The organism is Flavobacterium hungaricum (genome assembly GCF_015182285.1).
Lineage (GTDB): Bacteria > Bacteroidota > Bacteroidia > Flavobacteriales > Flavobacteriaceae > Flavobacterium > Flavobacterium hungaricum.
The window spans coordinates 449,381-463,132 of the sequence record NZ_PRDM01000002.1; the positions used below are offsets into that span (position 1 = coordinate 449,381).

Annotated in this window: 8 protein-coding genes; 3 read left to right on the forward strand and 5 right to left on the reverse strand. The window is 35.4% G+C overall.

Features of this window, described 5'->3' with window-relative positions; all coding sequences use genetic code 11:
- Positions 1–2 precede the first annotated feature (2 nt).
- From C4F50_RS09765 to C4F50_RS09785, 5 genes are all read right to left on the reverse strand, one after another.
- Positions 3–2,117, reverse strand: a complete 2,115-nt coding sequence (locus tag C4F50_RS09765) for a glycoside hydrolase family 97 protein (protein WP_193846399.1) — start codon at positions 2,115–2,117, stop codon at positions 3–5.
- 19 nt (positions 2,118–2,136) lie between these two features.
- A complete protein-coding gene (locus C4F50_RS09770; RefSeq protein WP_193846401.1) occupies positions 2,137–4,440 on the reverse strand; it encodes a glycoside hydrolase family 65 protein in 2,304 nt (767 codons plus the stop codon).
- Positions 4,441–4,525: 85 nt separating this feature from the next.
- Positions 4,526–5,176, reverse strand: coding sequence for a beta-phosphoglucomutase (pgmB, locus tag C4F50_RS09775; RefSeq protein ID WP_193846403.1), 651 nt, complete (start codon positions 5,174–5,176; stop codon positions 4,526–4,528).
- 20 nt (positions 5,177–5,196) lie between these two features.
- Entirely contained in the window at positions 5,197–6,552 is a 1,356-nt protein-coding gene (locus C4F50_RS09780; RefSeq protein ID WP_193846405.1) for an MFS transporter, read from the reverse strand.
- Positions 6,553–6,727: 175 nt separating this feature from the next.
- On the reverse strand, positions 6,728–7,759 hold the full coding sequence (locus C4F50_RS09785) for a LacI family DNA-binding transcriptional regulator (RefSeq protein ID WP_053469995.1): 1,032 nt from the start codon (positions 7,757–7,759) through the stop codon (positions 6,728–6,730).
- 236 nt (positions 7,760–7,995) lie between these two features.
- Between C4F50_RS09785 and C4F50_RS09790 the strand changes: the two genes are divergently transcribed.
- From C4F50_RS09790 to C4F50_RS09800, 3 genes are read left to right on the forward strand one after another with little or no spacing between them, the layout of a single operon-like run.
- Entirely contained in the window at positions 7,996–10,977 is a 2,982-nt protein-coding gene (locus tag C4F50_RS09790; protein WP_193846407.1) for a SusC/RagA family TonB-linked outer membrane protein, read from the forward strand.
- Between the two features lie 35 nt (positions 10,978–11,012).
- Complete coding sequence (locus C4F50_RS09795; protein WP_193846409.1) at positions 11,013–12,617, forward strand: RagB/SusD family nutrient uptake outer membrane protein; 1,605 nt, start codon at positions 11,013–11,015, stop codon at positions 12,615–12,617.
- A gap of 20 nt (positions 12,618–12,637) precedes the next feature.
- A complete protein-coding gene (locus C4F50_RS09800) occupies positions 12,638–13,735 on the forward strand; it encodes a SusE domain-containing protein (protein ID WP_193846411.1) in 1,098 nt (365 codons plus the stop codon).
- Positions 13,736–13,752 lie beyond the last annotated feature (17 nt).

A 13,752-nucleotide genomic window follows, 5' to 3' on the forward strand; every position in this document is an offset into this window, starting at 1 on the left:
AATTATTTGGTTTCAATAATACTTATCGCATATCCTCCTCCAGGAGCAGAAAGTTGTGACAATTTTGATTTGTTGGTTACAGCAATTTTCTTGATCGTATAAGCCTGCGGATTTGTTTTATAATGCGCATCTTTTGCATCAGCATAAATTGTTGCGGTGTATTTTTTACCTTTTTCTAGGAAACTGAAATCGATGTTTGAGGTACGAGGAGTTTCTCCGTTTACGTTTCCAACGAACCAGTTATTTGTTCCTTTTGCTTTACGTGCAACGGTGATAAAATCTCCAGGCTCAGCCTCGATATATTTACTTTCTGACCAGTCTACAGCTACATCTTTAATGAATTGAAATGCATCCGGGAAACGGTTGTAGTTCTCTGGAGTATCAGCTGCCATTTGTAATGGGCTGTACATGGTAACATATAATGCCAATTGGTTTGCAATGGTACTGTTTACATGAGAGGTGTTTTCAGGATTCATTTTGCTGATATCCATTTCGAAGATTCCAGGCGTATAATCCATTGGACCTCCAATTAAACGTGTAAATGGTAAAACCGTAACGTGATTTGGTTTAGAACCTCCAAAAGCTTGGTATTCTGTTCCTCTTGCAGCTTCGTTTCCAATTAAGTTAGGATACGTTCTTGCAATTCCTGTTGGACGAACTGCTTCGTGAGCGTTCACCATAATTTTGTAATCCGCTGCTTTTTCGATTGCATATTGATAATGGTTTACAATCCATTGGTTGTAATGATTTTCACCGCGAGGCAAAATATCACCTACGTAACCGCTTTTTACAGCATCATATCCGTTATCGTTCATGAATTTATAAGCTGCATCCATGTGACGCTCGTAGTTACGAACAGAACCTGAAGTTTCATGGTGCATGATGATTTTTACACCTTTAGATTTTGCATAGGCGTGAAGTCCTTTTACATCAAAATCAGGATAAGGCGTTACAAAATCAAAAACATAATCTTTAGAGTGTCCAAACCAGTCTTCCCAGCCTTCGTTCCATCCTTCAACTAAAACAGCGTCGAAACCATTTGCCGCAGCAAAATCAATGTATTTTTTTACGTTAGCATTGTTTGCTCCGTGTGTTCCGTTTGGTTTTGCTTTTGCGAAATCAGTAACTCCCAATTGTACTGTCGGGTAATCGTTAGTGTAGGACCAAGAGCTTTTTCCTGTAATCATTTCCCACCAAACCCCAATATATTTTACAGGTTTGATCCAAGATGTATTCTCAATTTTTGAAGGATCATTTAAATTATAAGTCATTTTTGAAGCTAAAATTTCTGTAGCATTATCACTTACTATAATGGTTCTCCAAGGAGAGTGGCTTGGCGCCTGCATGTAGCCTTTGTCTCCTTTTGCATCTGGCGTTAACCAAGAAGTAAAAGTCATGTTTTTATCATCAAGATTCAAGTGCATGCAAGAATAGTTGATCAAAGCAGCTTCATGCAAATTGATGTAGATTCCATCATTAGTTTTTAACATCAAAGAAGTCTGAACTCCTGTTGGTGAGAACGATTTTTGAGAAACGTTTGCCGTATATGCTTTTTGAGACAAACCTCTAATTTCAGATAATTTCGATTTTGTATAATCGTATTCCTGAGTATCGTAATCTCCCGGAATCCAGAAAGCAGTATGATCTCCAGTCATGGCAAATTGAGATCTTTCTTCTTTAATAGTAAAGTAAGTAAGATTTTTTTGAGCTGGGAATTCATATCTAAATCCTAAACCGTCATCGAATAAACGGAAACGAATTATGATTTGTCTGTCTGTTCCTTTTTGATTTAAAGTTACAGCCAATTCATTGTAATGATTTCTGATGTGATCTACTTCTCCCCAAACAGGTTTCCAAGTTTCATCAAAAGTTGCAGTTTTAGTATCAACAACCGTAAAATCGTTTAACAAAGATTTTTTATCATCTTTAAGTTCAAGACCTAATTTACTGGTTTTTACAACTTCTTTATTTTTGTATTTTAAATTGTAAGTTGGAGTTCCGTCGTTTTGAAGAGAAAATTCCATTACGAACTTTCCTTCGGGTGATTTTAACTGCTGCGCTTTTGCAATGGAGCTAAACGCAAACAAAATTAAACTTGCGAAAAATAAGTTTTTCATGTTTTTAAGTTTTATGTAATTAATTTATTTGTACAAATTTACTTGCAATTATAGGATTTCCGTTAACCACAATTGTTAAATCTTGATCACCGTCTACAGTAAATGTTGTTTCGTTATGATTTACAGCTACTTTTAAAATTTGATTTCTGAAATTAATTTTAAAAGAATACCCTTTCCATTCTTTTGGAATTTTTGGAGAGAAATGCAATTGATCGTTTTTCACTCTCATTCCTCCAAAACCTTCTACAATACTCATCCATGTTCCGGCCATTGACGTGATGTGACAGCCTTCTTCCACTTCTTTATTGTAATCATCCAAATCCAGACGAGAAGTTCTTAAATAGAAAGTATAAGCCATATCCATTTTGTCTAAAACGGCAGCCTGAATTGAGTGTACACAAGGAGAAAGAGAACTTTCATGAACCGTAAATGATTCATAAAATTCGAAGTTTCTCTTTAATTCTTCTCTTGAAAAATGATCTTCGAAGAAATAGAAGCATTGTAAAACGTCGGCTTGTTTGATGTATGGCGAACGTAAAACGCGATCCCAAGACCATTTTTGGTTAATAGGACGCTGTGATTTATCCAAATCTTTTACCGGAACTAAATCTTTGTCTAAGAAACCATCTTGCTGCAAATAAATCCCTAATTCTTCAGAAGTTGGGAAATACATATCATCGGCCACTTTTTTCCATTCCTGAATTTCATTCGCCGAAAGGCTAACTTTTTCAAGAATTCGTTTGTGATCTGCCGGATATTCTGTACCCACTTTAGTAATTTGTTCTGCAGTAAAATCAATACACCATTTTGCGATATAATTGGTGTAGAAATTATTGTTGATGTTGTTTTCGTATTCGTTTGGTCCTGTAACTCCCAAAATCACATATTGATTTTTCTCTTTTGAGAAAGAAGCTCTCTGGTGCCAGAAACGCGCAATCCCAATTAAAACTTCTAAACCTTTTTCAGGAATATAAGAGTAATCTCCGGTATAACGGTAATAGTTGTAAATCGCAAAAGCAATCGCGCCGTTTCTATGGATTTCTTCGTGCGTGATTTCCCATTCGTTGTGACATTCTTCACCATTCATGGTTACCATTGGGTACAAGGCTGCACCGTTTTTAAAACCTAAATTATCTTTAGCATTTTCAATTGCTTTATCTAATTGATTGAAACGATATGTCAATAAGTTTCTGGTAACCTGCTGATCTTTTGTAGCCATGTAAAACGGAATACAATACGCCTCAGTGTCCCAATAAGTAGATCCGCCGTATTTTTCTCCGGTGAAACCTTTTGGACCGATATTCAAACGAGAATCTTTTCCTGAATAGGTTTGGTTTAATTGGAAAATATTGAAACGAATTCCCTGCTGTGCTTTTACATCGCCTTCGATTGTAATATCTGACATTTCCCAGATTTTTGCCCAAGCCTCAATTTGATTTTGAAGCAAAGCATCATATCCTGAATTTACAGCAGCTTTAATTACTTTTTCGGCTGCTGCCAAAGTGTTTTCGTGATTTAAAGAAACCGTATACCCTCCAATTTTCTGAATAGATGAGGTTTGTCCTTTTGCAATAATGGTTCCGTAAGTATATTGTACTTTATCTGTTGTTGAATCGATTGTTGAAGGTGAAATGTGAGCATCTTCACCATTTGCAAAAATCGTGTTGTGCATGAAAGTAGTAACTTTAAAATGCGTTTTAAAAGTCTGTGCCGTTACAAAAGCTTCATTTGTGCCTTTTTTAACTTCAAGCGGTTCCCAGAATTTTTCTTCCCAGTTTGCATCTTCATTCGTTACGCCAGCATCAATATAAGGTTTGTAAACAATTTTGGCATCTTTGTTTAAAGGCGTAATAGCGTATTTGATAATCCCTGCTTCGTCTAAATCCAGCGAAAGAAAACGACGCACATTTACAGCGATTTCGGTTCCGTTTTTCAAGACAGCTTCAAAAGAACGGTTGTACCATCCTTCTTTCATGTTTAATTCTCTGCGAAAGTTTCTAACTTCGGTACACGTATTCAAATCCAGATTTTCTTCATTGATTTTTACGTCAATTCCGATCCAGTTTGGTGCGTTTAATACTTTGGCAAAATACTTCGGGTAACCGTTTTTCCACCAGCCTACTTTTGTTTTGTCTGGATAATAAATCCCAGCAATGTAACTTCCTTGAAAAGTTTCGCCAGAATAGTTTTCTTCAAAATTAGCACGCTGTCCCATCGCACCATTCCCGATGCTGAAAAGACTTTCAGACGATTTTACTCTCTCGGTATCAAATCCTTCTTCTATAACCGACCAATTGTCTGGTTTTATATAATCTTGATTCATTTTTTCTTAATTTGATAATTCGTTAATTAGACAATTAGATAATGCATTTTGTAGAAATTATCTAATTATCAAATTGGCACATTTTCTAATTGATTAATTTTTCTATAAAGCTTGTTTCGATTTGGGTAAAATCTTTAAAAATATAGTCAGCTTCATGTAAAATTGTTTCCTCACCAATTCCAACACTTACCATTTCTGCAATATTTGCTGCCTGAATTCCGGCAACAGAATCTTCAAATACAATTGAATCTTTTGGATCAATGTTTAATAATTGAGCCGCTTTTAAGAAAACTTCCGGATCTGGTTTTGCATTGGTAACGTCGTTTCCATCAACAATGACATCGAAATACGAAATGATTCCTGTTTTTTCTAAAATTGGTCTTGCATTTTTACTGGCAGAACCCAATGCAATTCCCTGATTTTTATCTTTTAATAGTTTTAGAATTTTAGCAACTCCTGGAAGAATCTCACTTTCGTCCATGTCAACTAAATAGGATAAATAATCTTCGTTTTTTTGGATTAGCCATTTGTCTTTGTCTTCTTGTGAAGCCTCGACATTTCCTAATCCAAGTATAATATCTAAAGAACGAACACGGCTGACGCCTTTTAAAAGCTCGTTGTCTTCGTGTGTAAAATTGATGTTTAAAGACTGAGCGATTTTCTGCCAAGCCAAAAAGTGGTATTTTGCGGTGTCCACGATTACGCCGTCTAGGTCGAATATGAATGCTTTTTTCATTTATTTGGGAAATCTTGATATTATGATTTAACAGCTGTATCGTCTACGTCTTTTACTTTATAAACCAAAGCAGCAGCAATTAAAAAGCTGACACCGCTGGTAATTAAAGCATAAATGGCATCGCCATTATAAAGGTATTTTACAATTGGACCGCCAATAAGTGCGTTTACAATTTGAGGGATTACTACGAAGAAATTGAAGATTCCCATGTAAACACCCATCTTTTTAGGCGTTATAGAACCTGCAAGAATTGCGTAAGGCATTGCCAGAATACTTGCCCAAGCCACTCCAATTAAAATCATAGGAAGTACAACCCAGTCTTCATTAGGCATAAAATAAATAGAAATTAATCCGATTCCTCCAATGACTAAAGAGAGAGAATGTGTTGATTTTCGTCCGATTTTTTTAGCGATGTACGGCAGGAAAAATAGTGCGATTATTGCAGAAACTAGATTGTAAACACCAAACAGGATTCCGACCCAATCCCCAGCATCTTGATACTGCTGGCTGGACGTGTCGTCTAATGGCAGACCGTAAATGTGGTGCGCGATTGCAGGAGTTGTAAAAACCCACATGCCGAATAAACCGAACCAAGAGAAAAACTGCACCCAGCTTAACTGACGCATGGTGGTTGGCATTTTTGCAAAATCGGTAAAAATGTCTGTAAGTTTTGATTTTTCTTCTTCTTTGATTTCTTCCTCGTTTTGAGGATCTTCAAATCGTGCTAGTTCTTCTGGCGAATATTCTTTTGTCGAAAATAATGTCACCAAGATGGAACCAATTAAAACCGCGGCACCGATTATGAATGATAAAGTTAAGTTTAATGGAACACTTCCAGGAACAGAGCTGTTGGATACGCCAAAATATTTTGTTAGAATGTATGGTAACGCTGAACCGATTACGGCTCCAAAACCAATCAAGGAAGTTTGAATACTAAAACCAGCTGTACGCTGGTCTGTTCTTAAGTTATCGCCAACCAAAGCGCGGAAAGGCTCCATGGCAATATTAAACGAAGCATCCATGATCATTAACATTCCAGCTCCGACCCATAAAGCGGGTAAAACAGAAATGAAAATATTAGCTTGCGGCATTAAAATTAATCCGACAGAGGCTAAAATGGCTCCAACTAAAAAGAAGGGTTTTCGTCTCCCGAATCTTCCCCAGGTTTTATCGCTGTAATGACCAATGATTGGCTGTACTATTAACCCCATAAGTGGAGCAATAATCCAGAACCATGAAAGTTCATGTACGTCGGCACCAAAAATTTGAAGAATTCTGCTGGCATTTGCATTCTGAAGTGCGAATCCCATTTGTATTCCCAAGAATCCGAAACTCATGTTCCAAATTTCCCAGAAACTTAATTTACGCTTTTCCATTATCGTAATTTGAAAAATTATACGATAAGCGCTTTGCTTATCAAAACTTACTGTTTTTTCGAAGTAAAAGTAAAAGCCTTGACGGGCGTAAAAGTATAAATTATTTTTTTATTAATACTAATAAAAAAGCCATAAATGTTTTTTATGGCTTTGGAATAGGTTGATTTTAAGAAAATTAGTCAGTAGATTCTCTTTTTATAAGATGTGTTTCTATTACTTCTGTGGTGTAGTTTTCGTTTTCTTCTTCGTCATCGTCGTGTTCAGCTTCGAGCCTTTCAATCAGCATTTTGGCTGCTTTATTTCCCATCTTTTCGCCGCTCTGGCTTACGGTTGTAATACTTGGAGTGGAGTATTTTGAGATAATTCCGTCTGTAAAAGCAATTACAGCCAAATCTTCAGGAACTTTTAATCCCATTTTACTTGCCGTTTTGATAATCGTTACTGCAAAAAGCTCGTTTACAGCAAAAACGGCATCAAAAGCCCTGTCGTGTAAAAGCTGTGAAATAGTAATTTCGCAGGTATCTACATCTTCAATTTTGATGATTAAATCTTCGTTGAATGGAATTCCGTTGTCTAAAAGTGCTTTTTCATAGCCGTCGGTTCTTAATTTCCCGACACTTACATAATCTACGGTTGTTACCAAAGCGATCTTTTTCCGCCCATTATCAATTAAACTCTGAACGGCTTCATAAGCAGCAGCTTTATCATCAATAATCACTTTGTCGCATAAAATATCATTGGTTACACGGTCGAACATAACGACCGGCATCCCTTGATTAATAACTTCGGTAATATGGTGAAAATCACCTTTAAACTGCGTTTCTTTAGAAAGAGACATGATAAAACCATCGATACTTCCGTTGGCTAACATTTCCATATTTAGTACTTCTTTATCAAAAGAATCATCAGATAAACAGATGACAACACTATAGCCATTTTCGTTGGCGACCTGCTCAATTCCGTTGATTACAGTAGAGAAAAAATAATGTACAATTTCCGGAATAATAATGCCAATACTTTTGGTTTTTCGGTTTTTTAGACTAAGGGCAATATTGTTGGGTTTATAGTTGTAAAACTTTGCAAAAGCCTGAACTTTTAGACGTGTTTCTTCTCCTATTTCGAGACTGTTTCTGAGTGATTTTGAGACAGTTGAAATAGATACGTCAAGTTCCTTTGCAATCTGTTTTAAGGTTATTTTGCGTTTCATGCTTTTATTTGAAAAAAATCTAATTATTAATAAAGGTATCTAATATTTTTAGAATTGATAATTTTTGACTGAAAAGATTACAAAATATAGAAAGTTTTCAACACTACCACGTTTTCGTAACGCATAATAAAATGTCTCTGGTCGAGCACGTTAATAAATTCATAATTTTGAAATTCGAAGTAAAATTAAAAACTTAACTAACGTTCAAAAACTCAAAACTAATTTAAACAAAAAGTATGAAAACAATTTACAAAAAGTTGTTATTTTTATTCCTATTGTTGCCATTTACAGTGTTAGCTCAAAGCACTTTAAACGGGAATGTTGTCGATAAGGCAACAGGTCAGCCAATACCTGGGGTAAATGTAAATGTACAAGGTGCACCAAATGGCGCATCAACAGGATTTGATGGTAATTACCAACTGTCAAATGTTAAAAGCGGCAGTAAAATCGTTATTTCTTTTATTGGATACAAAACGCAAACGATTGATTTTACCGGACAAAAAACATTAAACGTTTCTTTAGAAGAAGATACCAACCAGCTTCAAGAAGTTGTGGTGCAAGTAGGTTACGGAACTGTTAAGAAAAAAGACGCAACAGGATCTGTATCTCAAATTTCTGCTAAAGAATTTAATAAAGGAATCAACGTTACTCCAGAAAGCTTAATCGGCGGACGTATCGCTGGTGTTAATGTTGTAGGTGGAGGAGCTCCAGGAGCAAAAGCAGATATTAGAATTCGTGGAGGATCTTCTTTAAGTGCTTCAAACGATCCATTAATTATCTTAGACGGGCTTCCGTTAAGTAATGCTGTCCCTAGTGGTGCTACAAGTATTCTATCTACTATTGATCCTAATGATATTGAGTCATTTACAGTTCTTAAAGATGCTTCTGCAGCTGCGATCTACGGTTCTCGTGCAGCAAATGGTGTAATCGTAATTACTACTAAAAAAGGAACAAAAGGTGGTGTAAAAGTAAACTTCAGCTCACAAGTTGGTGTTAATACTATTGCTAATACTGTAGATGTTTTAAGCGCAGATCAATTCCGTAATTTGGTAAACACATTAGGAAATGAAGAGCAAAAAGCAACAATGGGGACTGCAAGTACTAACTGGCAGAAAGAAATTTTCCATACTGCATTAACAACAAATAACAACATCTCTGTAAGCGGTGCATTATTCAATAAATTACCGGTACGTTTATCTGTCGGAAATGTAAGTAATCCTGGAATCCTAAGAAATACTTCTTTTGAAAGAACAACGACATCGATATCGTTAAACCCAGTGTTGTTTGACAACCACTTGAAAATTGATATTAGCGGAAATCTATCTTTCAGCAAAAATCAATTTCAGGATGAAAATGCTGTTATTGGTTCAGCAATTAGTTTTGATCCAACGCAGTCTCCTTATCAGGCGGGTTCTCGTTATGGAGGATATTTTGAATGGTTAGAACCAAACGGAAATATTGCATTATTACCAGCTAAAAATCCAGTTGCAAGATTGAACCAAGAGGATAAAAGATCTAAATCTACCAGAAAATGGGGTAACATCAGCTTAGATTATAAATTCCATTTCTTTGAAGATTTAAGATTTGTTGCCGAAGCTGGTATCGATAGATTTGACAGCAGCGGTTATAACAGACAAAGTACAGAAAGTATTCTAGGATTTCAACCAGTTCCTTTTACCGGAGTAGGTTATGTGAATTTAGGAAACTATGATACTTACACTGATGATCTTCAAAATAAAAACTTAAATACCTATTTTGTATATACTAAAAATTTAGGAAAACTTAAATTAGACGCTACAGCTGGATATAACTACCAATTGTTTCAAAAAGAAAAATACCAATCAGGAGCGCTTACACAGCCAGTTGAAACTAGAAATGAAGATGTTATCACTGATCCAGATATCAATTTACAGTCTTATTTTGGTCGTTTAAATTTAGGTTGGGATAGTAAATATTTATTGACTTTAAATTACAGAAGAGACGGAACATCTCGTTTTTCTGAAGAAAATAGATGGGGTAACTTTATGGGAGGTGCTTTTGCATGGAATGTTGCTGAAGAGGCTTTCTTAAAAGATAATGCTACGCTTTCTACTTTAAAATTAAGAGTTGGTTATGGTACAACAGGGCAGCAGGATATTTCTGCACAGTATGATTATTTAAGAAGGGTAACTCTAGGTACAGTTGGTACACAGTATGTATTTAACGGTGTTGTTTACAGAACAGCGAGACCTGAAGGGTATAACCAAAATATTAAATGGGAAGAATTGGCTGAGATGAACATCGGGGTTGATTTTGGATTTCTAAACGATAGAATTACGGGTTCGCTTAACTATTTTGACAAAAAATCAACTGACTTATTAGCAGACGTATTAGTGCCAGATGGTGCTAACTTAAGAAACCAAGGATTCAACAATATTGGTAACTTAAGAACAAAAGGTCTTGAATTCAGTCTTCAGTCAGATATTATCAAAAAAGATAATTTGACTTGGAATGTTGCTGTTAATGCTACTTATTTAGATCAGAAAATTGAAAGTTTAGGACAAACTGTTCCTGGTTTCCAAGGTTACGAAGTTGGTGATAACATTCAAGGAGGAAATGGAAACAAAATATTGATTAATACAGTTGGATATGATCCAAACTCATTCTTTGTGTATGAGCAATTGTATGATGCTAATAAAAAACCAATTGCTGGAGCTTATGTAGACAGAAATGCAGATGGTAAAATTGATGCATCTGATCGTTACAGATATAAAAAACCAACAGCAGATTATACATTTGGATTGTTCTCAACTTTAAACTACAAAAAGTTTGATTTTACAATGAACTGGAGAGCAAGTTTAGGAAATTACATCTTTGATAACGTAAATTCTAACTTAGGCTATTCAGATCAGGCTTTGAGAAGAGATCATGATTTATCTAATCTTAGCGCGGATTATTTGAACACAGGTTTTAAATTTGAAGATAATGGTACACAACGTTACTTGTCTAACTATTATATAAAAGATGCTTCTTTTATTAAATTGGATAATGTTACAATTGGCTATACTTTAGATAAAGCTTTATTAAAAGCAGCTTCATTGAGATTCTCTGCTGGTGTTCAAAATGTTTTTGTACTTACAAAATATGATGGGTTAGATCCGGAGAAATTCAACGGAATAGACGGTAATGTTTACCCAAGAGCGAGAACATTCTTGTTTGGAGTAAATGCAAGTTTCTAATAGTACATTGAAAAACAAATTTTAAAACATACAAAATGAAAATATCATTTAAATATATATCTTATTTTTTCCTATTCATTCTAGGAATAAGTATGACGTTGACTTCGTGTACTGACGATTTAAACGTGACCCCAAAGGATGATGATGAGTTTTTATCTGAAACCTTTTTCCAAGATCCGGCATCTTACAAGCAAGTATTAGCAAAATTATACGCTGGTTTATATGTAGGAGGTAATGATGGTGATGGAGCTGCTGATATATCTGGTTTAGGTGGGGATTTTAGCAGTTACTTACGTTTACTTTTTGTAACTCAAGAGCTTCCAACAGATGAGGCGGTTATTGCATGGGCAGATGGTACTTTACCAACATTAAATACGCAGACTTGGTCTCCTGTAAATGAGTTCTTATACGGAACTTACTCTAGAGCATCGTATCATATTAGTTTGGCAAATGAGTTTTTAAGACAAACTACGGATGAAAAATTAGAAGCAAGAGGTGTTGATGCAAGTCTAAAAGGGGAAATTGCAACCTTTAGAGCAGAAGCTCGTTTCTTAAGAGCATTTTCTTATGTTAATTTAATGGACTTATTTGGTAATGTGCCTATTACAACAGAAGCTGATCCAGTAGGGTTCTTTTATCCAGTGCAAAAAACAAGAGCAGAAGTTTTTGCTTTTGTAGAATCTGAATTGAAAGATTTAGATGGTAGTCTTCCAGCTGCAAGAGCAAATGAATATGGTAGAATTGATAAAGTTGCAGCTAAATTTTTATTAGCGCAAATTTATTTAAACTCTAAAGTATATACTGGAACAGAAAGAAATAATGAAGTAGCTACTTTGTGTAGTGAAATCATTAATTCAGGATATACATTTGCAAATGTTCCTTATGCTTATTTATTTTCAGCAGATAATGACAAAAATGGAGCTCAGAATGAATTTATATTCCCAATCATTAGTGATGGTGTTGCTATTAGAGCAACAGGTGGAGGTATGAGTTTTATTCTTCATGCTTCAATTGGAGGAAGTATGGATGCAGCTTCAAGAGGAATGGATGGTGGATGGCAGGGAACTAGAACTCGTAAAGAGTTTGTTGCACTTTTCCCTGATGTAACTGGTACTGGAGATAAAAGAGGTACATTCTATACAGATGGACAAGCTCTGGATATTACTAATATATCAACATTTACAGATGGTTATGCTGTAACAAAATATATTAATAAAAAAGCAGATGGTTCAGCTGCTCAAAGAGCTGATATTCCAGATACAGATTTCCCAATGTTTAGAGTTTCTGATGCTTATTTAATGTATGCAGAAGCAGTTGTAAGAGGCGCTAGTACTGGTAATATAGCAACTGCAGTAAACTATATTAACCAAATTAGAACTAGAGCGGGAGCAACACAAATATCGAGTACAGATTTAACCCTTGATTTTCTATTAGCAGAAAGAGGAAGAGAATTATTCTGGGAATGCCACAGAAGAACTGATTTAATTCGTTTTGGAAAATTTACTGGAGGTTCTAAAATCTGGCAATGGAAAGGTGGAGTAATGAACGGAACTGCTACAGATTCATACAGAGATTTAATGCCTATTCCTGCTAAAACAATTCAGGCAAATCCAACTTTGAAACAAAATCCTGGTTATTAATATTTATATAAAATAATAATATGAAAAATATATATAAAATTTTAATCGCGTTTATTGGTGTATTAGCGGTTTCATGTAATGCTGATGCTGTAGATGAAAGACCAGTTCTTGATTCTGTTACAATACCTGAGATTACTGCACCAGCAACAGGACAAACTTATGTTTTGGATGTTGAAAAAGCGCAAGAAGAAGCAGTTAAGATTACTTGGTCAGCTGCGGAATATTCAACAGATGTAGTAATAAAATATACTTTGTTGATTGACAAAAAAGGAGGCGACTTTACTGCTGCAAAAACGCTTGCAGCTACAACTAATGCTACTGAAGCTTCAATTTTAGCAAAAGATTTAAACCAAGCTGCAATTGATCTTGGCGGTAAACCAGAAGTGGCAGCGGCATATGATGTAAAAATCGCTTCAAATGTTTCTGGCGGATTTGTACAAACAGGAAAAGGTGTAATTACGATTACAGTAACTCCGTATGTAGGAAAAGTAAATTATAACTTTAATGACTGGTATTTAGTTGGAGACGCAACAGTTTCTGGCTGGGATAACAATAAAGGAAACCAAATCTTATTTAGAAGCGGCACAAATGCTAACGAATATACTTTTACAGGATATTTCAAAAAAGGATATTTTAAAGCGATTAAAAACCTAGGAAGCTGGGCTCCAATGTATGGAGGTTCTGGAGGTACACTAGCTTACAGAGGAACAGATGCTGACGCAGATCCTGCAAGTATAGAAATTCCTGCTGATGGATACTATAAATTTAAAATGGATGTTCAAAAGTTAACCTATGCTTTAGATCCATACGCAGCTGGAGCTGGTGCTGCAACTTATTCAACAGTTGGTATCATCGGAAGTGCTACGGCTAAAGGATGGGATGCTTCTACACCAATGGTAAAATCTACATTCAATGCGCACATTTGGACATTGGGCGTAACTTCACTAAATGATGGTGAAATGAAGTTTAGAGCAAATGATGCATGGGATGTTTCTTGGGGTGCAAAAACTCCTTTCTCTGGAGTAAACACAGGAGATAATATTCCGGTAGCAAAATCTAAATATGTAATTTATTTTAATGATTTAGACGGAAGTTATGTAATGATTCCAAATCAATAAAAACTTCAGTTAATAAC